Annotated in this window: 22 protein-coding genes; 3 read left to right on the forward strand and 19 right to left on the reverse strand. The window is 71.8% G+C overall.

Annotated features, from left to right (window positions below; all coding sequences use genetic code 11):
* Positions 1-28: 28 nt before the first annotated feature.
* The 15 genes from ispG to K6I34_RS04090 form a co-directional block, all read right to left on the reverse strand.
* Positions 29-1,195 (reverse strand): flavodoxin-dependent (E)-4-hydroxy-3-methylbut-2-enyl-diphosphate synthase, encoded by a 1,167-nt coding sequence (gene ispG / locus K6I34_RS04020; protein WP_229322658.1) that lies wholly within the window; start codon positions 1,193-1,195, stop codon positions 29-31.
* A 5-nt stretch (positions 1,196-1,200) separates the two neighbouring features.
* The gene (hpnH, locus tag K6I34_RS04025; RefSeq protein ID WP_229322659.1) at positions 1,201-2,223 is read right to left on the reverse strand and encodes an adenosyl-hopene transferase HpnH; all 1,023 of its coding nucleotides are present in this window, start codon (positions 2,221-2,223) and stop codon (positions 1,201-1,203) included.
* A gap of 5 nt (positions 2,224-2,228) precedes the next feature.
* The gene (locus K6I34_RS04030) at positions 2,229-2,879 is read right to left on the reverse strand and encodes a 1-hydroxy-2-methyl-2-butenyl 4-diphosphate reductase (protein ID WP_229322660.1); all 651 of its coding nucleotides are present in this window, start codon (positions 2,877-2,879) and stop codon (positions 2,229-2,231) included.
* The gene (gene shc / locus K6I34_RS04035) at positions 2,879-4,939 is read right to left on the reverse strand and encodes a squalene--hopene cyclase (protein ID WP_229322661.1); all 2,061 of its coding nucleotides are present in this window, start codon (positions 4,937-4,939) and stop codon (positions 2,879-2,881) included. The genes K6I34_RS04030 and shc overlap by 1 nt, the downstream gene beginning before the upstream one ends.
* A 118-nt stretch (positions 4,940-5,057) precedes the next feature.
* Positions 5,058-6,122 carry a polyprenyl synthetase family protein gene (locus tag K6I34_RS04040; RefSeq protein WP_229322662.1) on the reverse strand — a complete coding sequence of 355 codons (1,065 nt, stop codon included), beginning with the start codon at positions 6,120-6,122 and terminating at the stop codon, positions 5,058-5,060.
* A gap of 71 nt (positions 6,123-6,193) precedes the next feature.
* Positions 6,194-7,654: a hydroxysqualene dehydroxylase HpnE gene (gene hpnE / locus K6I34_RS04045; protein ID WP_229322663.1), complete on the reverse strand. Its 1,461-nt coding sequence runs from the start codon at positions 7,652-7,654 to the stop codon at positions 6,194-6,196.
* Between the two features lie 82 nt (positions 7,655-7,736).
* On the reverse strand, positions 7,737-8,687 hold the full coding sequence (gene hpnD / locus K6I34_RS04050) for a presqualene diphosphate synthase HpnD (protein WP_229322664.1): 951 nt from the start codon (positions 8,685-8,687) through the stop codon (positions 7,737-7,739).
* A complete protein-coding gene (hpnC, locus tag K6I34_RS04055) occupies positions 8,684-9,550 on the reverse strand; it encodes a squalene synthase HpnC (protein WP_374230792.1) in 867 nt (288 codons plus the stop codon). Before hpnC ends, hpnD begins: the two co-directional genes overlap by 4 nt.
* Before the next feature lie 431 nt (positions 9,551-9,981).
* On the reverse strand, positions 9,982-10,782 hold the full coding sequence (locus tag K6I34_RS04060) for an ABC transporter ATP-binding protein (protein ID WP_229322666.1): 801 nt from the start codon (positions 10,780-10,782) through the stop codon (positions 9,982-9,984).
* Entirely contained in the window at positions 10,775-11,719 is a 945-nt protein-coding gene (locus K6I34_RS04065; protein ID WP_229322667.1) for an ABC transporter permease, read from the reverse strand. The genes K6I34_RS04060 and K6I34_RS04065 overlap by 8 nt, the downstream gene beginning before the upstream one ends.
* A gap of 80 nt (positions 11,720-11,799) precedes the next feature.
* Positions 11,800-12,696, reverse strand: a complete 897-nt coding sequence (locus K6I34_RS04070; RefSeq protein WP_229322668.1) for a glycosyltransferase family 2 protein — start codon at positions 12,694-12,696, stop codon at positions 11,800-11,802.
* Entirely contained in the window at positions 12,693-13,478 is a 786-nt protein-coding gene (locus tag K6I34_RS04075; protein ID WP_229322669.1) for a CDP-alcohol phosphatidyltransferase family protein, read from the reverse strand. The genes K6I34_RS04070 and K6I34_RS04075 overlap by 4 nt, the downstream gene beginning before the upstream one ends.
* Positions 13,456-14,517, reverse strand: a complete 1,062-nt coding sequence (locus tag K6I34_RS04080; RefSeq protein WP_229322670.1) for an iron-containing alcohol dehydrogenase family protein — start codon at positions 14,515-14,517, stop codon at positions 13,456-13,458. Before K6I34_RS04080 ends, K6I34_RS04075 begins: the two co-directional genes overlap by 23 nt.
* The gene (locus tag K6I34_RS04085; protein ID WP_229322671.1) at positions 14,505-15,257 is read right to left on the reverse strand and encodes a sugar phosphate nucleotidyltransferase; all 753 of its coding nucleotides are present in this window, start codon (positions 15,255-15,257) and stop codon (positions 14,505-14,507) included. The genes K6I34_RS04080 and K6I34_RS04085 overlap by 13 nt, the downstream gene beginning before the upstream one ends.
* Positions 15,254-17,041 carry a DUF5941 domain-containing protein gene (locus K6I34_RS04090; RefSeq protein ID WP_229322683.1) on the reverse strand — a complete coding sequence of 596 codons (1,788 nt, stop codon included), beginning with the start codon at positions 17,039-17,041 and terminating at the stop codon, positions 15,254-15,256. Before K6I34_RS04090 ends, K6I34_RS04085 begins: the two co-directional genes overlap by 4 nt.
* Before the next feature lie 358 nt (positions 17,042-17,399).
* On the opposite strand from K6I34_RS04090, the gene galE reads away from it, so the two are divergent.
* Together galE and idi are read left to right on the forward strand one after the other, a co-directional pair.
* The gene (gene galE, locus K6I34_RS04095) at positions 17,400-18,386 is read left to right on the forward strand and encodes a UDP-glucose 4-epimerase GalE (protein ID WP_229322672.1); all 987 of its coding nucleotides are present in this window, start codon (positions 17,400-17,402) and stop codon (positions 18,384-18,386) included.
* Positions 18,387-18,530: 144 nt separating this feature from the next.
* Complete coding sequence (gene idi / locus K6I34_RS04100; protein WP_229322673.1) at positions 18,531-19,142, forward strand: isopentenyl-diphosphate Delta-isomerase; 612 nt, start codon at positions 18,531-18,533, stop codon at positions 19,140-19,142.
* On the opposite strand, the gene K6I34_RS04105 is transcribed toward idi, so the two are convergent.
* Both K6I34_RS04105 and K6I34_RS04110 read right to left on the reverse strand, forming a co-directional pair.
* Positions 19,117-19,617: an ATP-binding protein gene (locus tag K6I34_RS04105; RefSeq protein ID WP_229322674.1), complete on the reverse strand. Its 501-nt coding sequence runs from the start codon at positions 19,615-19,617 to the stop codon at positions 19,117-19,119. The genes idi and K6I34_RS04105 overlap by 26 nt on opposite strands.
* Positions 19,618-19,818: 201 nt before the next feature.
* A complete protein-coding gene (locus tag K6I34_RS04110; RefSeq protein WP_229322675.1) occupies positions 19,819-20,400 on the reverse strand; it encodes an HdeD family acid-resistance protein in 582 nt (193 codons plus the stop codon).
* Between the two features lie 115 nt (positions 20,401-20,515).
* Between K6I34_RS04110 and K6I34_RS04115 the strand changes: the two genes are divergently transcribed.
* On the forward strand, positions 20,516-21,265 hold the full coding sequence (locus tag K6I34_RS04115; RefSeq protein WP_229322676.1) for an enoyl-CoA hydratase/isomerase family protein: 750 nt from the start codon (positions 20,516-20,518) through the stop codon (positions 21,263-21,265).
* Between the two features lie 209 nt (positions 21,266-21,474).
* Here K6I34_RS04115 and K6I34_RS04120 read toward each other — a convergent pair whose 3' ends face one another.
* Positions 21,475-22,122 (reverse strand): DJ-1/PfpI family protein, encoded by a 648-nt coding sequence (locus tag K6I34_RS04120; RefSeq protein WP_229322677.1) that lies wholly within the window; start codon positions 22,120-22,122, stop codon positions 21,475-21,477.
* A 35-nt stretch (positions 22,123-22,157) separates the two neighbouring features.
* Positions 22,158-23,126 (reverse strand): GlxA family transcriptional regulator, encoded by a 969-nt coding sequence (locus K6I34_RS04125; RefSeq protein ID WP_229322678.1) that lies wholly within the window; start codon positions 23,124-23,126, stop codon positions 22,158-22,160.
* Positions 23,127-23,215: the final 89 nt, after the last annotated feature.

Here is a 23,215-nt window from a genome sequence, read left to right on the forward strand (position 1 = left end):
GTTCTCCCCCGCTGGGCGTCCCCCCCGGTCAGCCCACGACGACGTCGGGCTTCCCCGGCCCGGCGCCGTTCGCCGCCATGTCCTCGGCGATCCTCATGGCCTCGTCGATGAGGGTCTCGACGATCTTCGACTCGGGGACGGTCCTGACGACCTCGCCCTTGACGAAGATCTGCCCCTTGCCGTTGCCGGAGGCCACCCCCAGGTCGGCCTCGCGGGCCTCGCCCGGACCGTTGACGACACAGCCCATGACGGCGACACGCAGCGGCACCTCCATGCCCTCAAGACCCGCCGTCACCTCGTCCGCCAGCTTGTAGACGTCGACCTGCGCGCGCCCGCAGGACGGGCAGGAGACGATCTCCAGACGGCGTTCCCGCAGCCCGAGGCACTCCAGGATCTGCGTCCCCACCTTGATCTCCTCGGCCGGCGGAGCCGAGAGGGAGACGCGGATCGTGTCGCCGATGCCCTCGGAGAGCAGGGCGCCGAACGCGACGGCGGACTTGATGGTGCCCTGAAAGGCCGGACCCGCCTCGGTCACCCCCAGGTGCAGCGGATAGTCGCACTGGGCGGCCAGCCGGCGGTACGCGTTGACCATCACGACCGGGTCGTTGTGCTTGACCGAGATCTTGATGTCACGGAAACCGTGCTCCTCGAAGAGCGACGCCTCCCACAGCGCCGACTCCACCAGCGCCTCCGGCGTCGCCTTCCCGTACTTCTGCAGCAGCCGCCGGTCCAGCGAACCCGCGTTGACACCGATACGGATCGGGATGCCCGCGTCCGAGGCCGCCTTCGCGATCTCCCGGACCTTGTCGTCGAACTGCCGGATGTTGCCCGGGTTCACCCGCACCGCCGCGCAGCCCGCGTCGATCGCGGCGAAGACGTACTTCGGCTGGAAGTGGATGTCCGCGATCACCGGGATCTGCGACTTCTTCGCGATCACCGGCAGGGCCTCCGCGTCGTCCTGCGACGGGCACGCCACCCGGACGATCTGGCAGCCCGCTGCCGTCAGCTCCGCGATCTGCTGGAGCGTGGCGCCGACGTCCGCCGTCACGGTGGTCGTCATCGACTGCACCGACACCGGTGCTCCTCCGCCGACCGCGACCGGCCCGACCTGGATGCGCCGCGACGCGCGGCGCGGTGCCAGGGGCCGGGCCGGTACGCCGGGGAGCCCGAGGGCGACCGGCTCCGAGGCCGTCATGGCCGTCAGCTCCGGTTTCCGGCGACGCTCTCGCGCACCGCCCGCAGCGACTCCTTGAGCGACCCCATCGTGGCGAGGACGGCGGTCGGCTCGTAGCCGCAGTGCGCCATGCAGTTGTCGCAGCGGGCGTCCTTGCCGCGGCCGTACTTCTCCCAGTCGGTCTTCTCGATCAGCTCGCGGTACGTGGGCACGTACCCGTCGCTCATCAGATAGCAGGGGCGCTGCCAGCCGAAGAGGGAGTAGTTGGGGATCGCCCACGCGGTGCACGGGAAGTCGACCTTGCCCTCCAGGAAGTCCAGGAAGAGCGGGCTGTGGTTGAGGCGCCAGCGGGCCCGGTTGCCGCCGGAGAACGCCTTCCTGAACAGGTCGCGGGTCTGCTCCACGCCCAGGAAGTGGTCCTGGTCGGGGGCCTTCTCGTAGGCGTAGGCGGGCGAGAGCATCATCTCGTCCACCTTGAGCTCGTCGTTGAGGAAGTCGAGCACGTCGATGATGGTCTGCGGGGTGTCGGTGTTGAAGAAGGTGGAGTTGGTGGTGACCCGGAAGCCGCGCCGCTTGGCCTCCTTGATCGCCTCCACCGCCTCGTCGAACACGCCTTCCTTCGCGACGGACTCGTCGTGCCGCTCGCGCAGCCCGTCGATGTGCACCGCGAACGCGAAATAGGGGGACGGCGTGAACTTGTCCATCTTCTTGCGCAGCAACACCGCGTTGGTGCACAGGAAGACGTACTTCCGCTTCGCCACCAGCTGTCGGACGATCTCGTCGATCTGGGGATGCATGAGGGGCTCCCCGCCGGCGATGGACACCATCGGCGCACCGGACTCCAGCACGGCGCCCACCGCCTGGGCGACGGGCATGCGCTGCTTGAGCACGCCCGCCGGGTGCTGGATCTTACCGCAGCCCTCGCACTTGAGATTGCACGCGAAGAGCGGTTCGAGCTCCACGATCAGGGGGAACTTGTCGCGCTTACGGAGCTTCTGTTCAAACAGATAGGTTCCCACCCGGATGGACTGGCGGAGCGGCATGGCCATCTGGCTCACCTCCTGGGGAGCAGTAAAGATCGGTGCCATTCGACAAAAGCGGGAAGGACGGTGCGGAGCACTCGGAAGGCCGATATTCCACCCCGCAACGTCCCGATTCGTACGAGTTCATGTTCTGGAGCGTCCACGACCACCCGGACGGCTGCAACGGGGCGCGGGCCGGTGCGCACGGCGCTCCGGAGCGTGGCGGCGGACTCCATGTCCACCGCGATCGCGCCCCCGGCGTGCAGGGCGGCGCGCTCGGCGCCGCGCACCACATGGTCGGAGCCCATGAGAGTGCCGGTGTGGATGACGCGGCTGGGCACGGCCCGGGCGAGCTCCTTGGCGAGCAACTCGACGCCGGAGCAGTCGGTGTGCCCCAGGTGGTCGCGGGTCCGGTCGGCGACGACCAGGTCCCCGGGGTGCATCCCGGGGGCAAGGCCCGCGCAGAAGCCGGTGGCGATCACCGCCGCGTCGAGCATCCCGGTGTCGCGGAGCGCGCGGGTGACGGCCAGGTCCGCGGCCTGCGGGCCCATGCCGGTGCGCAGTACGGTCACGGGGCCCGCCGCACCGCCGTGGGTGCCGCCGCGCAGGGCGAGGCGCTCGATGCCGAGCGCGCAGGCGACCAGCAGCGGTGGTGCGGACGGGGTACCCGTGCCGGTGGTCATCACGCCTCCAGGCGCTCGGGGGCGAAGGGCTCGCCGTGCACGTAGCGGCCGAGGGCCGTGACGGGGAAGACCTGCCGGTAGAGGTGGTAGTTGATGGAGAAGTCCCAGGGGAAGCCGGTGCCGGTGAAGTACGGCTCGTCCCAGGTGCCGTCCTCGGTCTGGGTCGCCACCAGGTGAGCCACCCCGCGCTCGACGGCCTCGCTCCCCCGCTCCCCCGCGGCGAGCAGGGCCATCAGGGCCCAGGCCGTCTGGGAGGCGGTGGAGGCGCCGCGGCCGATCCACGCGTCGTCGCGGTAGGAGCGCAGGTCCTCGCCCCAGCCGCCGTCGGCGTTCTGCACGCTCTCCAGCCAGCGCACGGCCCGGCGGATCGCCGGGTGGGAGACCGGGATGCCCGCGGTGACGAGCGCGGGGACCACCGACCCGGTGCCGTAGACGTAGTTGACGCCCCAGCGGCCGAACCAGCCGCCGTTCTCCTCCTGCTCGGCCAGCAGCCACTCGATGCCGCGCCGGGTGCGCGGGTCGTGCTGCTTGCCGAGGACCGCCAGCATCTCCACCACGTGCGCCGTGACGTCGGCGGACGGCGGGTCGACGACCTCGCCGAAGTCGCTGAACGGCAGCCGGTTGGGGAAGGGGCTGGTGTTGTCGGCGTCGAAGGCGCCCCAGGCGCCGTTCCTCGACTGCATCCCCAGGTTCCACCGGGCGGCGCGCTGCACGGCCGCGTCGACCCGTACCCGGTCGGGGTGGGCGACGCGCTTGAGGGCGAGCACCACCTCGGCGGTGTCGTCGATGTCGGGGTAGTTGTCGTTGTGGAACTCGAACGCCCAGCCGCCCGGGGTGAGTCCGGGCCGCCGCACGGTCCAGTCGCCGGGCCGGTGGATCTGTTCGTCGAGCATCCAGTCGACGGCCTTGACGAGGGCCGGGTCGTCGGGCTTCACCCCGGCGTCGGCGAGGGCGATGGTCGCGAGACAGGTGTCCCAGACGGGCGACTGACAAGCCTCGATCATCCGTGCGCCGTCCTCCCGCCAGACGGCGAAACGGTCCAGCGACGCGAGCCCGGCGCGCAGCACGGGGTGGTCGAGGTCGTAGCCGAGGAGGTGGAGGGCGATGATCGAGTAGACGGCGGGGGGCTGGATGCCGCCCCAGCAGCCGTCGTTCTCCTGCCGTTCGACGATCCAGCGGGACGCCGCGGCGAGCGCGTTGCGCCGCAGCCGCTTGAGCGGGAACTTCCGGTACCGGTGGAGCGCCTTGTCCAGGCGCTGGAAGAAGCCGTCCCAGCTCGCGGCGGGGGCCGGTGGGCGCGGCGGGTCGGGCCGCAGCGGGTCGGTGTGCAGCTCGTCGAGCGGGAAGGGCGTGGGCCGTACGGGGCGCAGCGCGGAGACGATGGTGAGCGGCACGATGGTCTGCCGGGCCCAGCAGCCGAAGTCGTAGATGTTGAGCGGGACCCACTTCGGCAGGAAGATCAGCTCGGGTGGCATCTCGGGGAGGTCCTCCCACTTCCACCAGCCGAAGAGGGCGAGCCAGATCCGGGTGAAGACGCGGGCCGCGGCGACGCCGCCCCGCTCGCGGATCCAGGCGGAGGCGGCGGCCATGTGCGGGGCGTCGGGGGAATCCCCGGCCAGCCGCAGGGCGACGTACGCCTCAATGGTGGCGGAGAGCTCGCCGGGCCCGCCGAGGAAGGTGGCCCAGGTGCCGTCCGGCCGCTGCTCGGAGCGGATGAAGAGGGCCGCCGCCCGCGTCGTCTTCTCGTCCTGGATGCCCAGGAACTGACGGAGCAACAGGTCTTCGGCGTCCATGGTGACGTTGGTCTCCAGGTCGCCCTTCCACCATCCCTCGGCGCTCTGCCGGGCCAGGAGGTGGTCGACCGCGCGGGCCGTGGCCCGCTCCGCCGCCGCGAACGGGGTGCCGTCGGCGGGCGGTGGCGGGGATGCCGCGGTGGTACTGCTCGCCGCGCTTGGTGAACTTGCGGTGCTGGTGGTGCCGGTGGAGCCGGTGGAGCTGTCGTTGGCCGAGGCTGCGTGGGGCGGCAGGGCCCCTGTGCTTCCGTCGGTCGTCGCTGTCATGGTTTCCCCTTTAGTGCAGTGATCTTTCTTCTCTGCTGTTACTGGGGGGCTCCGTCGGCCGACGCCCCGTCAGGACGTCGGCCGGCGACTGCGATCCGTCAGACCGGGTGAATGGTGATCATCTCTTTCGTACGACGACGAAGTCGGCGAGCGCGGTGAGCTGCGCGCGGACTTCGGTGGGCATGTCGACTCCGTTGAGTGCCTCGATCGCGGTGGCGTGCTGGCGGCGGGCTTCCTGGGAGGTCCACTCCCGGCCGCCCGCCTCCTCGATCAACGCCGCGCGGCTGGCGAATTCTTCCTCGTCGAAGTCGGCGAGCTGGGAATCGGTGAGCTTGGCGTCGGCCGCGAGGATGTCGGCGAGCCGCGCCGAGGCGGCGCCGCCCGCCGCGAGTGCGGCGACGACCGGGAGCGACTTCTTGCGCTGGCGCAGGTCGCTCCAGGTCTGCTTGCCGGTGGCCTCCGGGTCGCCCCAGATGCCGAGCAGGTCGTCGACGGCTTGGAAGGCGAGGCCGAGGTGGTAGCCGTAGGCCTCCAGGGTGTCGGCGGTGCGGTCGTCGGCGCCGCCGAGGACCGCACCGATGGAGACGGCGCAGGCGAGCAGGGCGCCCGTCTTGTTGCCCTCCATCTCCAGGCACTCCTCGACGGTGACCCGCTCCCGGTGCTCGTAGGAGATGTCCTGGGCCTGGCCGTCGATGAGCTTGCGGGTCGCGGTGGTCAGCCGCCGGGTCGCCCGGCCCGCCTCCACCGTGCCGAGCTCCAGCAGCACCTCGTTCGCGAGCGCGAAGAGCGCATCGCCGACGAGGATCGCCTGCTCGGGTCCGTAGACCTTCCACACGGTGTCGCGGTGCCTGCGCTGTTCGTCGCCGTCCATCAGGTCGTCGTGGAGCAGCGAGAAGTTGTGCACGAGCTCCACGGCGACGGCACCGGGGACGCCCACCTCCGGGGACGCCCCGGCGGCTTCCGCGGAGAGCAGGGCGAGGGCGGGGCGTACGGCCTTGCCGCTGTCGCCGTGCGTCGGCCTGCCTTCGGCGTCGATCCAGCCGAAGTGGTAGGCGGCGACGGTGTCCATGGGTGGTGCGAGCCGGTTCACGGCGGCACGCAGCACCGGCGTGGCAAGCGTCCGTCCGCGCTCCAGCAGGGCGTTGACGCCTGCGGTGTCGACAGCTGGGATCGCCGAAGTCACGGTCTCTCCTCTGGTGGTCGTGCTCGTGCGCGCCCCGTGGCGGGGCGGCACGCCTGGGTGGCTCGCCTCGTTCATGACGCCTCCCACAAGGGGTTCCGGTGGGGGCGACCGAGCCCGGAGAGTGCCGCGCCCGCGGCGGTCACACCGCTGCGCACCGCGCCCTCCATGGTCGCGGGCCAGCCGGTGGCGGTCCACGCACCGGCCAGGTAGAGGCCGGGCGCGTTCGTGGGGGCGCCCGGCCGCAGCCGGCCGACGCCCGGGTCGGGGGCGAACGTCGCTGTCCGCTCCCGGGTCACGAAGAAGTCGCGGACGGTCGCGCCGCGCGCGGCGGGCAGCAATCGTTCGAGCTCGGGGAGGTAGCGCTCGCGCAGCTCGGCGACCGGCCGGTCGATGTCCTCGTGCGCCGCCGACTGGGAGACCGCCAGGTACTGGCCGCCGTCGGCGCGCCCGCCGAGTCCGGAGGAGTCGGTGCGGTCGAAGACCCACTGCACGGGCGACCCGAGGGCCGCGAAGAAGGGCTGTCGCAATACTTTGCGGTCGTATACGACGTGAAGATTGAGGATCGGAGACGTGCCGATCTCCAGCAGCCGGTCGGGGGCGTCGAGCGCGCCCTCGGGCAGCAGGCCGTGGGTCTCGCGCTGCGGCACGGCGAGCACGACGGCGTCGGCGTCGAGCCGCTCGGCCGCGCCCGTCCCGGACTCGATGTCGACGTGCCAGCCGCCGTCCTCGCCCCGGGTGATCGCGGTGGCGCGGGTGCGCAGCTCGGTGCGCACGCCCGCCGCCTCGAGGGCGGCGCGGGCCCGGGTGTCGTGCAGCTCGCCGAGGGGGACGCGGGCCCAGCCGATGTCGGCGGCGCCGGGCTCGGAGAGCAGGCCGGTCTTGAAGACCTTGGCGGCCAGGCCCAGCGAGGACTGGCCGGCGGTGGCGTTGAGCGTGGCGACGCCCACGAGGTCCCACAGCGCCTCGACGGCGCGGGGCGACTGGCCGTGGCGGCGCAGCCAGCTCGCGAAGTCCTCGCCGTCGAGCGCGGGGTCGTCGAGGTCGAGGCCGCCGAGTGCCAGCGCGGCGCGCCCGACCTTGGCCCGCTCGGCGAGCGAGAGGTGCGGGTAGGTGGCGAGGCTCGCCGCCAGGTGCAGGGGCACGGGCAGGCCGGTGCGGCGCAGCCGGCCGAGGCGGGGGCGCCCGGAGGGGTGGCCCACGTCGAGCACGGGCACGTCGAGGCGGCGCTGCAGCGGGGCGAGGCCGGCGGCGTCGACGCGGTCGAGGAACCATCGGTAGGCGGTGCAGCAGCGCAGGTAGACGTGCTGACCGTTGTCGATGGTCAGCTCGCCCCTGCGGAAGGAGAAGGCGAGCCCGCCCAGCCGCGGGCGCCCCTCGACGAGGGTGACGCCCATCCCGGCGTCGGCGAGTTCGAGCGCGGCGGTGATGCCCGCGAGACCGCCGCCGACGACCACCGCGGCCGCGCCCAGGGGCCGGTCCGCGCCGTCCGCGCGCCGGCGCTCGGCACGGTCCTGCGTCCGTGGTGCCGTCATGCGCCCACCCCCTCGGCTCCTGTCAGTGACGTGTGCGATCGCCGGAGGGTTGCACACCGCCCACCGGTACGAATAGGGCGCATCAAACGCGCCCCCCGGCGGTCCGCCGCTGGACGCTCCGCGCGTCCATGCCGGACAGGCCGCGCACGGCGACGTACGCCTTCTCGCGTCCGGGGAGCGAGACCCGGCCGCGCAGCACGGCCTGGGGGTCCTGGGCGATACGGTCCAGGAGCCTGCGGTAGATGCCCGCCATGGCGGCGACGCAGGCGCCGCTGCGCCGGTCGAGCATGGGCAGCAGCTTGGTGCCCTCGGCGAACAGCGCGCGGGCGCGCCGCACCTCGAAGTGGACCAGACCGGTGAAGTCGGAGCCCGCGGGCGGCCGCACGGAGTGGAAGCCCGCGGAGCAGCCGAACTTGGCGAGGTCGTCGGAGGGCAGGTAGGTGCGGCCGTTGGCCGCGTCCTCCCGGACGTCGCGCAGGATGTTTGTCAACTGAAGCGCGAGCCCCAGCGTGTCGGCGTACTCGGAGGCGCGTGCCGCGTCCCGCGCGCCCGGCACGGTGCCGAAGACACCGAGCGAGAGCCGTCCGATGGCGCCCGCGACACAGCGGCAGTACGCCGCGAGGTCGTCCCAGGTCTCGTAGGTCTCCCCACGCACATCCATCTGAACGCCGTCGATCAGTTCGTCGAGCCCGCCGAGCGGAATCGGGAAGCGGCGCGCGGCATGGCTGAGCGCGACGGCCACCGGGTCGGTGTCGTCCTCCTCGACCCTGCCCTCCCTGATGCGGGCGAGCAGGTCACGGGTCTCCTCGAGCCGCTGCTGCTTGGCTTCCGTCTCCAGCGGGCCGTCGCCGATGTCGTCGACACGCCGCGAGAAGGCGTACAGCGCCGACATGGCGCGCCGCTTGGCGGTCGGCAGGAGCCGGATGCCGTAGCTGAAATTCCCGGCCTGCTGTCCGGTGACCGCCTCGCAGTAGCTGTACGCGGCGAGCACCGGCGCGGATACGTCTTGCGATCCGTTCACGGTCCCGCTCACCCCTCTCTTCGCAGTGTCGCTCCCACCTCGCGCAGCAATCTGAGCTTGGTGGGCTTGGGCGGTCCGGGCAGAACGTCGTATCCCGCGGCGGCGACCGCTGCGATCGCGGCCCTCCCCCCGCCCACGAATCCCGCGAGCAACAGCTTCAACCTGCCGTGGACGCTACCCACCAGGGGGGTGCCTTCATTCAGCAGTTCTCCGGCGCGTTCCGCCTCGTATGCCACCAGTGCACGCAACGACGCGCCACTGGTGGGGCGGGCGAGGTCGGCCTCGCCCACGTGGAAGCGCTTCATGTCCTCGGCCGGGAGATAGATGCGGTCGCGTCCGAGGTCCTCGGTGACGTCCTGCAGGTGTTCGACGATCTGCAGCGCTGTGCAGACCGCGTCCGAGCGGCGGATCCGCTCGGGGCTCGCGGTGCCGGTGATGCCCAGGACCAGGCGGCCGACGGGGTTGGCGGACAGCTCGCAGTACGCCAGCAGGTCCTGGTAGGTGCCGTAGCGGCGGACGACCTGGTCCTGGCGGTTCGCCTCGATCAGGCCGAGGAAGGGCTCGGGGGTGAGCCCGCACCGCCGGACGGTCGGCCGCAGGCGGCGCAGCAGCGGGTGCCGGGGGCCGGTGCCGGAGTGTTCGAAGACGCGGCGCAGGTCGGCCTCGAAGGCGTCGAGCACGGCGGGCCGGTCGTCGCGCTGCTCGGGGTCGAGGCCGAGGAACTCGGCGTCACGGCCGCCGGGCGCGAGATCTCCGTCACCGATGTCGTCCACGAGTCTGGCGTAGCCGTACACGGCCATGAGATCGTCCCGCCAGGCACGTGGCACGAAGAAGGGCGCCACGGGGAAGTTCTCGTGCGCGGCCTTGTCGAGCACGGCGCGCTCGTGCGCGTCCGTCCCCGCCGTCACCGCGGGCTGCCCGGACCGGGGACGGCGCGAGCCCCTCGGCGCTGGAGAGTTCCCGTAGCCATTGCCGTCACATCTCCCGTTCTACACTGCCGACCCAGAACATCCCATTTCGGACACGCCGCAGGACAGGCCTCCCCCTGTTCCCCTGGGCGCCACCCCCGTCCGGCCGACGGGGCCGCTCCCCGCGATCGGGATACACCGGTATCGCCCCGTTCTCCGCAAATCAGCACGGTACAGCGTACGCCGTACAGGTGTCCGACGTGCGGCCGGGTACGTGCTTGATCCATACAATGCCACGCGAGAACCGAATCAACCCTGTCAATAAGCGAGTTGATCGTTACGGAACGGTCAAGGCCCCCGCCGGTGACGTGCCGGCGAGGGCCCTGCGCCGTACGGGACTAGCGGGCCGTCTCCTTCTCGTAGGCCCGGACGACCTCGTCCGTCGGGCCGTCCATCAGCAGCCGTCCGTGCTCCAGCCAGAGCACCCGGTCGCAGGTGTCGCGGATGGACCGGTTGTTGTGGCTGACGAGGAAGACCGTGCCCGCCTGCTCGCGCAGCTCGCGCACCCGGGCCTCGGAGCGCTTCTGGAAGGACCGGTCGCCGGTGGCCAGCGCCTCGTCGATCATCAGCACGTCGTGGTCCTTGGCGGCGGCGATGGAGAACCGCAGCCGGGCCGCCATGCCGGACGAGTACGTCCGCATGGGCAGCGTGATGAAGTCGCCCTTCTCGTTGATGCCCGAGAAGTCGACGATCTCCTGGTAGCGCTCGCGGACCTGCTCGCGGGTCATGCCCATCGCCAGACCGCCGAGCATCACGTTCTTCTCACCGGTGAGGTCGTTCATCATGGCCGCGTTCACGCCCAGCAGCGAGGGCTGGCCATTGGTGTACACCTTGCCGCTCTCGGTGGGCAGCAGGCCGGCGATGGCCTTCAGGAGAGTCGACTTGCCGGAGCCGTTGGAGCCGATCAGGCCGATGGCCTCGCCGCGGTACGCGGTGAAGCTCACCCCCCGGACGGCGTGCACCTTGCGCACGCCCGCGTCGGACTGCCGCCGGACGAGCCGGTTCAGGGCGGCGGTGGCGCTGCCCCGGCCCGTGTTGCCGCCGTAGACGCGGTAGACGATGTGGACGTCGTCCGCGATCACCGTCGGCACCTGGGTGTCCGGGGCGGACGCCTCGGTGGTGTCCTTGTGCTCAGCCACGGCCGTACTGCTCCTCAGCCTTCCAGAAGAACACGAAACCTCCGACGCCGATCAGCACCGTCCAGCCGACCGCCAGCGCCCATGCGTGCGGCGGCAGGTCGATGTGCTTGTGCGCCGCGTGGCCGGTGATCAGGGAGTCACGCATCAGGTTGATGAAGACGGCGGCCGGGTTCGCGCTCAGCACGTCGATGAGCCAGTGCGGCGAATTGGCCTTCTTCAGCGCCTCGACCATGCTGTACATCACACCGGACGCGTACATCCAGGTGCGCAGGACGAACGGCAGCAGCTGTGCCAGGTCCGGGGTCTTGCTCCCCAGCCGGGCCAGGATCATCGCCAGGCCGGTGTTGAAGACGAACTGGAGCGCCAGGACCGGGACGATCAGCAGCCACGAGAACCGCGGCATGTGCCCGAAGCCGAGGAGGAAGGCGAACAGGACGACCATCGAGAACAGCAGCTGCTGGAGCTGCTGGAGCGCGAAGGAGATCGGCAGCGCCGCCCGGGGGAAGTGCAGGGCCCGCACCAGCCCCAGGTTGCCGGAGATCGCGCGCACGCCCGACATCGCCGAGCTCTGGGTGAAGGTGAAGACGAAGATACCCGTGATCAGGAACGGGATGTACGTCTTGATGCCCATGCCCTTGCTCTGGCCCATGAGCTCGCCGAAGATCAGGAAGTAGACCGTGGCATTCAGCAGCGGCGTCGCCACCTGCCACACCTGACCCAGCTTGGCCTGGCTGTACTGGGCGGTCAGCTTGGCACGGGAGAAGGCGATGATGAAGTGCCGCCTGTCCCACAGCTGCCGCGCGTACTCCGCGAGCCCCGGCCGGGCACCGCTCACCGCGAGGCCGTACTTGGCCGCCAGCTCGGCGGCGGCCAGGCCGTCGTCCGGTGACGGCGGGGCACTCATGGCGACCGCACCGTCGTGCGTTGTCTCGCTCACAGTTGACACTTTCGTCCTCTAGGTGCGCTCCCGGGGCCGGGGCCCCGGTTCGCGCCCGATGTGCTCACGACTAGAGCTTGTCAGATCACGGGAGGGCGACCCAGTCGGGTCAGGCGCCACACGGTACGCCACTTCATGGGACGGCGTGGTCCGCACGGCGTCGTCCACCCCTCGCGGAAGCCGCCGAACCAGGCGCGCAGCGCGGGCAGCGAGGGCCGCCGGGCCAGCGTCAGCAGCAGCCACACCCCGACGTAGACGGGGACGAGGGGCGCGGGCAGGTTGCGGCGCGCGAGCCACACCCGGTTGCGGGCCACCATCCGGTGGTAGACCGCGTGCCGGCTGGGGGCCGTCGTCGGGTGGTGCAGCACCATGTCGGCGCGGTAGTCGATCATCCAGCCCGCGTCGAGGGCCCGCCACGCGAGGTCGGTCTCCTCGTGCGCGTAGAAGAAGTCGTCGGGCAGCCCGCCGACCTCGGCGAAGACCCGGGTGCGCACGGCGTTGGCGCCGCCGAGGAAGGTCGTCACCCGCGAGGACCGCAGCGGGTCCGAGGCACGCAGCCGCGGCACGTGGCGGCGCTGGGTGACACCGGTGTCGGGGTCGGCGATGCGGAAGCTGATGATGCCGAGCTTCGGGTCCTCGGTGAACGCCTTCCGGCACAGCTCGGCGGTGTCCTGGCCGGGCAGCAGCCCGTCGTCGTCCAGGAAGAGCAGGATGTCGGCCTCGCGCCCGGCGGGACCGAAGGCCTCGACGCCGACGTTGCGGCCGGCCGGGATGCCGACGTTCTCGGACAGCTCCACCGTGCGGACGGTGAGACCGGGGACGGACAGCGGGGGCAGCGGGGAGCCGTTGCCGACGACGACGACCTCGATGGGGTCGCCGTCCTGCTTGGCGACGGACTCCAGCAGCGCGCGCAGCTCGGCCGGGCGGTTGCCCATGGTGAGGACGACCGCGCCGACCTTCAGCGAGGGGGCACTCATTTCAGCCTGCTCGAAGCGAGGATGGACACGAGGTGCAGCACGGTCTGCAGCACCGCGACGGCGGCCAGCACGACGACCGCGATCCGGGTGAACAGCAGGTCGTGGTGGAAGAAGTCGGCGATCCCGGCGGCCAGGATCACCAGCGACGCCTCGACGCCGCCGACCAGCCGGTGGAACTTCAGCGCGGCCGCCGCCCTGCGGGCCATGGCCATGCGCGCCGAGCGGGGCGTCGCCGCGGAGTCCTGCGCGGCCGCCATGCCGCTGCGGGCACGGGCCACGTCCACCAGGTCCGTCTCGGCCTTGATCAGGATCGCGCCGAGCGCGGCCACCGTGCCCAGGAACGCCCACTGCCACTGCGTGGCCGCCCCGTCCCGGTGGAAGACGTCCGCGGCGCGGACGCCGAAACCCACCAGAAGAGCGGCCTCGGAGAGGTAGTGGCCCACCCGGTCGAGGTAGACGCCGGTGGTCGAGGTGACCTTGCGCCAGCGCGCGAGCTCGCCGTCCACACAGTCCAGCAGCAGGTACAGCTGGATGAGCAGCATGCCGAGGACCGCGCCGGTCAGGCCCGGGACCAGCAGCGCGGCGCCCGCGGCGACCCCGGCGAGGATCATCATGCCGGTGTACTGGTTGGGCGTGGGCCTGCTGTCCAGCAGCACCCGGGTGCAGCGCAGCGAGACCTCGCGCATGTAGAGGCGCCCGGCCCAGTGCTCACCGCTGCGCCGGTCCTTGAGGCCGCCGGGGTGGACGACCGGACGGAGTTCAGCTAGTGACGGTTTTGGCATAGTCGGCGTAAGCGTCCCTGATCTGGTCGGTGGAGAGGTCGAGGTGCTCCAGGATCGTGTAGCGCCCGGGGCGGGTCCGCGGGGCGTACTCGACGGCCTTCACGAACTCCTCGGCACTGAAGCCGATCTCCTGCGGCAGCACGGGCAGCCCGTGGCGGCGCAGCACCTCGACCATGAGCGCGGACTCCGTACGGGCACCGCGCAGGTACATCGCGAAGGCGGCGCCGAGGCCGCACTGCTCGCCGTGGCTGGCGGCCCGCTTGGGGTAGAGCAGGTCGAAGGCGTGGTTGATCTCGTGGCAGGCGCCGGAGGCGGGGCGGCTGTCGCCCGCCACCGACATGGCGATGCCGGTGAGCACCAGGCCCTCGGCGAGCACCTGGAGGAAGCCGTCGTCGCCGACGCTGCCGGGGTGCCGCAGCACGGCCTCGCCCGCCTGGCGGGCCATGGCGGCGGCCAGTCCGTCGATCGCCTCGCCGGTCTCGCGGTGGGAGAGCTCCCAGTCCGCGACGGAGGAGATGTTGGAGATGGCGTCGCCGATGCCCGAGCGGACGAAGCGCACCGGGGCCTCGCGGATCACGTCGAGGTCGATGACGACGGCGATCGGGTTGGGCACACCGTAGGAGCCGCGACCGGCATCGTTGTCGAGGGTCGCGACGGGCGAGCACAGGCCGTCGTGCGAGAGGTTGGTGGCGACGGCCACCAGCGGCAGGCCGACTCGCGCGGCGGCGTACTTCGCACAGTCGATGATCTTGCCGCCGCCGAGGCCCACGACCGCGTCGTAGTGCCCCTTCTTCATGGCGTCGCCGAGCTTGATCGCGTCATCCAGGGTGCCGCCGCCCACCTCGTACCAGGTGGCGCCGGGCAGCGCCGGGGCGAGCCGCTCGCGCAGCACCGCCCCGGAGCCGCCGCTGATGGCGATGGCCAGCTTGCCGGAGCTGGAGATCCGCTGGTCGGCGAGGACACCGGCCAGGTCGTCCAGCGCCCCGGCGCGGATGTCGACGACGACCGGCGAGGGGATGAGCCTCGTCAGTACTGGCACGCGATCTCCCGGCCCTTGGCGAGGTCGTCGTGGTTGTCGATCTCGACCCACTTGACGTCGCCGATGGGGGCCACATCGACCTTGAAGCCGCGGTTGACGAGCTCCTGGTAGCCGTCCTCGTAGTAGAGGTCGGGGTCGCGCTCGAAGGTGACCTTCAGGGCGTCGGCCAGGTCGGCGGCGGCCTCGCCCTCGATGAGGGTGACGCCGATGTACTCACCGGTGGCCTCGGCCGGGTCCATCAGCTTGGTGATGCGCTGGACGCCCTTGTCGGGGTCCACGACGACCTTCATCTCCTCGTCGGCGAGCTGCTTCACCGTGTCCAGGGCGAGGATGATCTTCTGGCCGTTGCCGCGGGCGGCGAGCAGGGTCTTCTCGACGGAGACCGGGTGCACGGTGTCGCCGTTGGCGAGGATCACATCGTGCTTGAGGGCGTCACGGCCGCACCACAGGGAGTAGGCGTTGTTCCACTCCTCGGCCTTGTCGTTGTCGATCAGGGTGAGCTTGAGGCCGTACTTCGCCTCCAGCGCCTCCTTGCGCGCGTACACGGCCTCCTTGCGGTAACCGACGATGATCGCGACCTCGGTCAGGCCGATCTCGGCGAAGTTGCCGAGGGTGAGATCGAGGATGGTGATGGGCTCCTCCTCGCCCGAGGGGCCGACCGGCACCAGCGCCTTGGGCAGGGTGTCGGTGTAGGGACGCAGACGCCGTCCGGCGCCGGCGGCCAGCACGAGGCCGATCATGCGGGTTCTCCTGATTCGTCGTGTACTGCGGGTGCCCCGGAGGACACCCAGAAGCGGATGCTCTCGGTGAGCACCGTGAGCGCGATGGCGGACGCCAGGACCGTCAGCGCGATCGTGAAACCTTGGTCGTGCCACAGGGCGGCGGCGACCGAGACCGCCAGGACCCGTCCCTCGTGCCCGCCGATCGCCCGCACCAGCCAGTGGGGGGGCGCGCCGGTGCCACCGCGGATGTGGTACACCGTGTCGTAGTGATGGTAGGCGACCGCGGCCACCAGGCCGAAAGCCGCGGGCAGGGCGCCGGGCTCGTCCGAGGTCGCCGCCAGGGCCAGGACCAGGCAGTATTCCGCGGCCCTGAAGACCGGCGGGACGAGCCAGTCGAGGGGGCCCTTGAGCGCGTGGGCGACGGCCACCCCGGCGAGGACGCCGTAGACCACGGCCTGGGGCACGGCCCGCCAGGTGCCGACGGTGTGCGCGACGAGCGGCCAGACGAAGAGGGCGGCGGCGCCGAGGATCGCCCAGTACGGGGCGCTGTAGGTGCCCGCGGCCATCGAGCGGCCCAGCGTACGGCCGGTGAGCTCGGCGAGCGGCCCGGAGTCGGCGAGGTCGGCGAGGGCCTGGGCGGCCCGGTCGGTGCGCTTGGCCTTGCGCGTGAGCGAGCGCAGGACGCGGCCCGCGGTGGTGTAGCAGGCGGCGATCGCGCAGCCGATCAGCAGCACGGTGAAGACGACGCGGGGCGTGGTGAGGGCGGTGAGGACCGCGATCAGCGCCCAGCGCTCGCCAATGGGCAGCACGATCATGCGGCGGGCCCAGACGGTCCAGCCGACGCTGTCGAGCCGGTCGGAGAGCGCGGCGGTGGGGCTCGTATTGGCCGTGGCGTCGTGGTTGGCCTCGTTGAAGGAGAAGTCGACCACGTGGCGGCACGTCTGCAGGACCATCGCGCCCAGCGCGAGCGCCCAGACGTCGTCGGTGCCGCCGCCGCGGGCCGCGCCCACGGCGAGGCCCGCGTAGTAGGCGTACTCCTTGGCGCGGTCGAAGGTGGCGTCGAGCCAGGCGCCGAGCGTGGAGTACTGCAGGGAGTAGCGGGCGAGCTGGCCGTCGGTGCAGTCCAGCACGAAGGAGAGGAGCAGCAGCACGCCCGCGGCGACGAAGCCGCCCCGCGTGCCGGTGGCCGCGCAGCCCGCCGCGATCAGGGCGGTGAGCAGCGAGGCGGTGGTCACCTGGTTGGGGGTGAGACCGCGGCGCGCGCACCAGCGCGCGAGGTAGCGCGAGTACGGGCTGATGCAGAAGGTGGTGAAGAAGCCGTCGCGGGACTTCACGGCGGCGCGCAGGCGCACGGCCTCCTCGTCGACCGCGGCGGTCTCGGCGAGCGTCTTGGCGCGGGTCCCGTCGTCGTCGGGCACGGCGGCGACGAGGACACCGAGGTCGGGCCGGTGCACGGACACGCCTTCGGCGTCGAGCCGGGCGGCGACGGCGTCGGGCGAGACCGCCTCACCGCTGCGCAGCGCGCTCAGGAGTGCGCCGCGCGCCTCCGGCCGCGCCGTCAGCGCGCCGGTGGCCGCCGCGGCGGGAAACCGGGGGTCGGTCAGCGCCAGGCGCAGGGCGTGGACGTGGCCCACGAACCGCGGGTCGACAAGCGCGACGCGCTGGTCCGCCGGGACGGCGGCGAGCTCGGCGGGGACGGCGGCGGCGTCGGTGACCACACGCACGCCGAAGCCCAGGGACCGCAGGTCGTCCTCAAGAGAGGAGCCTGCGGGCGGCGAACCGGTCACGATGGCGGTCGACAGACGAACTCACTCCTTGGAAGCGGATGCCGCGGACTTCTGCGGGGTGTCCGGTGCGGCGGGCGTGCCACGCCATGGGTGGGGGTGGCGTACGGGCACGTCGGCAGAGGCTATCGGATCACCGGAAGCAGCCGTTCACCGCACGTGCGCCGTGACGCGGCCCGGTGGGACCGCCCTCGGCGGTGCCGTGGGGGGCCTATGGGAGGACGCGCGGAGGGCGCTCCCGGTTCCCGGTTGACCACCTCTTGACGTTCCCCTTGACGTTCCCCTTGACAAGGGGGGTGGTCAGGAGGCGCGGAGCGGGGGCGGACCGGTGTGAAGGGAACGGGGACCTTACGCGGAGTGGCTTAGGGTGCCGTTCATGACGTGGCTGATCACAGGCGGTGCCGGGTACATCGGGGGACATGTGGCCCGGGCGATGACGGACGCCGGGGAGCGGGTCGCCGTGCTGGACGACCTGTCCGCCGGCACGGCGGAGCGGTTGCCCGAGGGATGCGTGCTGGTGCGGGGCTCCGTGCTGGACCGCGAGCTGCTCGACCGCACGTTCGCGGAGCTCGGGATCACGGGCGTGGTGCACCTGGCGGCGAAGAAGCAGGTCGGGGAGTCGGTCGAGAAGCCGCTGCTCTACTACCGGGAGAACGTGCACGGCCTGACGGTGCTGCTGGAGGCCGTGGTGGCGGCGGGGATCAGGAGCTTCGTCTTCTCCTCCTCCGCGGCCGTCTACGGCATGCCGGACGTGGACCTCGTCACAGAGGAGACGCCGTGCCTGCCGATCAATCCGTACGGCGAGACCAAGCTGGCCGGGGAGTGGCTCGTGCGGGCGGCGGGGGCCGCGCACGGGATCTCCACGGCGTGCCTGCGCTACTTCAACGTGGCGGGCGCGGCCGCGCCGGAGCTGGCCGACACGGGCATCTACAACATCATCCCCATGATGTTCGACCGGCTCACGCGGGGCGAGAGCCCGCGGATCTTCGGTGACGACTACGACACGCCCGACGGCACCTGCGTGCGTGACTACATCCACATCGAGGACCTGGCCACCGCGCACCTGGCGGCGGCCCGGCGGCTCGACGGCCGCCCGGAGACGGGCGACCTCACGCTGAACGTGGGCACCGGCCGCGGCGTGTCCGTACGGGAGATGGCGGACCTGATCGCCGAGGTCACGGGGTACGCGGAGCCCGCGCCCCTGGTCGAGGCGCGCCGTCCGGGCGACCCCGCGCGTGTCGTGGCGTCCAACGAGCTGATCGCGAAGGAGCTGGGCTGGAGCCCGGTGCACGACGTGCGGAGCATGGTGACGTCGGCGTGGGAGGGCTGGTGCCACCACCACCCCGAGGCACGACGACGCTGAGCGCTGTGCTGAACGCGCGGTCCGGCTCGGTAGCCGGCCTGTGTGGGCGATCACATCGGCTGGATTCCGGTCGGACTCCATCATCCGCACCGGAACGGGGTACGGCAGACTTGAGCGCTCGAAGACCGACTACGAGGATGGTCAATGCCGATCACACCTGCCAAGGGCCCGTCCGCCGAGGACCCGGCGGTCCCCGCCCCCGAGGGCGCAGCTGAACCGATCATGCTGGAACTGGTCGACGAGTCCGGCAGAACGATCGGCACCGCGGAGAAGCTCTCCGCGCACATCGCCCCGGGGCACCTGCACCGGGCCTTCTCGGTCTTCCTCTTCGACGAGCACGGGCGGCTGCTGCTCCAGCGCCGCGCGCTCGGGAAGTACCACTCCCCCGGCGTCTGGTCGAACACCTGCTGCGGGCACCCGTACCCGGGCGAGCAGCCGTTCGTCGCGGCGGCCCGCCGTACGGCCGAGGAGCTGGGCGCGGCCCCCGCGCTGCTGCGCGAGGCGGGCACGGTGCGCTACAACCACCCCGACCCGGCGTCCGGCCTGGTCGAGCAGGAGTACAACCACCTGTTCGTGGGCATCATGCGCGCCGGGCTGCGGCCGGATCCGGAGGAGGTCGAGGACACGGCCTTCGTGACGCCCGCCGAGCTCGACGCGATGCGCGAGAAGTTCACCTTCTCGGCGTGGTTCATGGATGTGCTGGACACCGCGCGCCCGGTGGTGCGCGAGATCACCGGGGACGCAGCGGGCTGGTAGCGGGCGTGCCGAGCGGGAGGGCGGCCCAGACCACCTTCCCGCCGTTCGGTGTGTGCTCGACGTCGCACAGGCCGCCCGCCTCGTCGGAGATCGTCTGGACGAGGAGCAGCCCGCGGCCGCCGATGCGGTCGTCGTCCGCCTCCAGGGGCTTGGGCCGGTAGGGGTGGTCGTCCTCGACGGCCACCCGCACCCAGTGCGGCCCGATGGAGATCTCCACGGCCACTTCGGGCGAGAGCAGCGCCGCGTGCTGCACGGCGTTGGTGACGAGCTCGGAGACGATCAGCAGCAGACCGTGCAGCAGGTCGTCGCGCAGGGGGACGCGCTGGTGTCCCAGCAGGTCGCGGACGGCGTGCCTGGCGCGGGGTACGGAGGAGTCCAGCGCGGGAGCCGTGAACCGCCAGGCGCCGTCGAACTCGATCGGCCTGCGAGGCGGGGCCTGTCCCGGTTCGGGCGGGACGCTCCCGAGGATTTCCATGTCCGATACCAACCCCTCACCGTCTCGACCGCACATCGAGTGTTGGGAACGCGAGGGTCCGCACCGGCATTCTGCGCGGAAATCAGCTTCTATCGACGGTATTTGATCGCGTGCGTATGCCACAGTCACTCACGCGACTGTTCCTGGCCATGCTTCTCATAGCCTCTTGAACGATCCGGAACATCTTCTTCCGAGCCACCCTCACCGGTCCTTCTCCGAGACCAGGTTCACGACCTGCCGTCCGCCGACCCCGAGGGCGATGAGGCCGAGCCCGTCGAAGAGCAGGGCGAGGGAGAAGAAGGTGCCGATGACGTACAGGCTGCTGTGCGGCCAGTCGGCCAGCACCAGGATGCCCAGCAGCAGCCCGAAGGCACCCTGCACCAGCGTCCAGCCCATCTGCGGCCCGCGCACCACCAGACTGCCCACCAGCCGGAAGAGCCCGCCGGTGAGGAAGAGCAGCGCCGCGAACATGGTGAGCCCCACGGCGGCGACCTCGGGCCGCCGGATCACCACGGCGCCCGCGGCGATGTTGAGCGCGGCGACCACCACGCCGAGCCAGAAGAAGCTGGTGTCCCGCGACTGCACGGCGTGCACCAGGCCGACGATCCCGCCGATCAGCAGCAGCCAGCCGAAGAGGATCATCGTGGTGAGCGTCGCGAACCCCACATAGGCCAGTCCGACCAGCCCGGCGAGCACCAGGATCCCGCCCAGCAGCGCCAGCACGCCGAAGCGGCGGCCGAGCCTGCCGGCCGGGGTGCGCGCCCGTCTCGTACCCCTGGACATGAGCGCCTCCTCACAGCGCCCCCTGTTGGCCCCCTGTCGGCACCCCCTGTTGCGAGAGTCCCCTGTTGCGAGCATAGGTCCGATCATGGAATCGCGCCCCGGATAGCATCCGGCCATGGAGCCCGCACTGCATCTCACCATCGCTGACGGCACCGCGACCGTCCGCATCACCAACCCCGCCAAGCGGAACGCCATGACGGACGCGATGTGGCGGGCCCTGCCCGGACTGCTGGAGCGCTGCGCCGCCGACCCGGCCGTACGCGTGCTGGTGCTCACCGGCGAGGGCGACACGTTCTGCGCGGGCGCGGACATCTCCGGACTGACGGACGGCGGCTCGGGCTCGCGCGACCTGGCCGTCGCCGCCGAGGAGGCGCTCGCGGCCTTCCCCAAGCCGACGCTCGCGGCGATCCGCGGCTTCTGCGTGGGCGGCGGCTGCCAGCTCGCGGCCGCCTGCGACCTGCGCTTCGCGGCCGAGGGCGCGTCCTTCGGGGTGACCCCGGCGCGGCTGGGCATCGTCTACGCCGCCTCGTCCACGCGGCGGCTGGCGGAGCTGGTCGGGCCCGCGACGGCCAAGCACCTGCTCTTCTCCGCCGAGCTGATCGACACGGAACGCGCGCTGCGCACGGGCCTGGTGGACGAGGTGTGGCCCGGCGACGCGCTGGACAAGCGGGTCGCGGAGTACGCCCGGGTGCTGGCCTCCCGCTCGCAGCTGACGCAGGTGGCGGCGAAGGAGTTCGTGGCCGGGCATGTGGACCGGGTCGCCCACTGGGCGGAGCATTCGTCGCGGAGCGACGAGGCGGTGGAGGGGGTTGCGGCGTTTTTGGAGCGGCGTCAGCCGCGGTTTGTCTGGACCGTGGAGGGCTGAGGCCGTCCGTCGGCTGCGGGCCGTTCTGCGCCTATGAGCTCGGCACGTGATGTTGTTCGGCGGGTGCGGGCCGTGGATGGTTGCTCGCGCCCACGCGGCGGAGCCGCATATCGACAGCAGCCCCGCGCCCCTTACGGGGCGCGTGTGAGGGGGGCGGGAGAGGGCCGGACCCCCGTCCCGGTCCTTTCCCGCCCCTGGTCCGTGTGCTGCTACGCGAACAGGCCGCCCGCCGTTTCCACCTTGCGGCCCCGCCACTCCTCGACGATGTCCGCCGGGGCCTTCTCCGGGGAGCCCGCGTCGTAGGGCGGCTGCGGGTCGTACTCGATGAGCAGCTGGATGGCCTGGGCCACGCGGTCCCCCGCGATGCGGCCCGTGAGCGCGAGACCCATGTCGATGCCGGAGGAGACACCGGCCGCGGTCACGTACTTGCCGTCGAAGACGACCCGCTCGCCGGTGGACTCGACGCCGTAGGAGGCCAGTTCCTCCAGGTACAGCCAGTGCGAGGTGGCGCGGCGGCCCTTCAGCAGGCCGGAGGCGGCGAGGATCAGGGAGCCGGTGCACACGGACGTCGTCCACGTCGTCGTGCGGTCGACGTCCCGCAGCCACGCGCCCACGGCGCCGGTCTCCAGCGCGGCCAGGGCGTTCGGGCTGCCGGGCACGACGACGATGTCGGGCCGGGGCACCTCGGCGAGCGAGGCGTCCGCGAGCATTCCGAGCTTGCCGTTGTCGTTGCGCAGCGCGCCGGGCTGCTCGGCCACGAAGACCGTCTCGGCGCCCGGGAGATTGCTGAGCGTCTCGAACGGGCCGATGGCGTCGAGTGCGGTGAAGCCGGGGTAGAGCAGAATGGCGATCTGCACGGGTGTTCCTTCCTGCGGATACGGGTGACGGGCCCTCAGGCCGGGGTCAGGGGCTGGAAGCGGCGCCGGTACTCGGCGGGCGAGGCCCCCAGGGAGCGGACGAAGGCGCGGCGCATGGTCTCGGGCGTACCGTAGCCGCAGACGCGCGCGATCTTGTTCACACAGTCGTCGGTGTCCTCCAGCAGCCTGCGCGCGGCCTCCAGCCGGACCCGGTCGACGTAGCGGCCGGGCGTCATGCCGACCTCGCTCTGGAAGGCGCGGGCGAAGTGCCGCGGCGACATGCCCGAGCGGGCGGCGAGCGCGTCGACGGAGAGGTCGGCGTCGGGGTTCTCGACGACCCAGTGCTGTATGTCGCGCAGCGGCGCCCGGCGTGCGGTCTGCGCGGCCAGCTGCGCGCTGAACTGGGTCTGGTTGCCGGGGCGGCGCAGGAAGACGACGAGGTTGCGGGCGGCGGCGAGCGCCTGGTCCCGGCCCAGGTCCTCCTCGACGAGGGCGAGCGCGAGGTCGATGCCCGCGGTGACGCCGGCGGAGGTGGCGATGTTCCCGTCGCGCACGTAGATCGGGTCAGGCTCCACCCGGACGGCCGGGAAGCGCTGGGCGAGCGCGGCGCACAGTGCCCAGTGCGTCGTCGCGCGGCGGCCGTCGAGCAGCCCCGCCTCGGCGAGCAGGAACGCGCCGGTGCACACCGACACGACGCGCTCGGCGCGCGGCGCGTTCCCCCGCAGCCAGTCGACCAGCCGCGGGTCGGGCGCGCGGGTGCCGTCGCCGCCGGGCACCACCAGGGTGTGCGGGACGTCCGCCTCGTCGAGCGCGCAGTCCGGCGTCAGCAGCAGCCCGCTGCTGGTGCGCACGGGACGGCCGTCGACCGTGGCGGTGCGGACCCGGTACGCCTTGGTGTCACCGACGGAGGAACCTCCTCCGGTGAACACTTCCAGAGGCCCCGTCACATCGAGGCTCAGCACCTCCTCGAAGAGGACGATCAACACATTCCGGCGCGGCGTCATGTCCACCATGCTGATCCACTCGGGTTGCGTCCGCAATGACGAGCTTCCCACCTTTTCTGCCATCGGCCCTGGCCGACGTCGACGTCCTC

This window comes from Streptomyces sp. UNOC14_S4 (assembly GCF_020740835.1).
Taxonomy (GTDB): domain Bacteria; phylum Actinomycetota; class Actinomycetes; order Streptomycetales; family Streptomycetaceae; genus Streptomyces.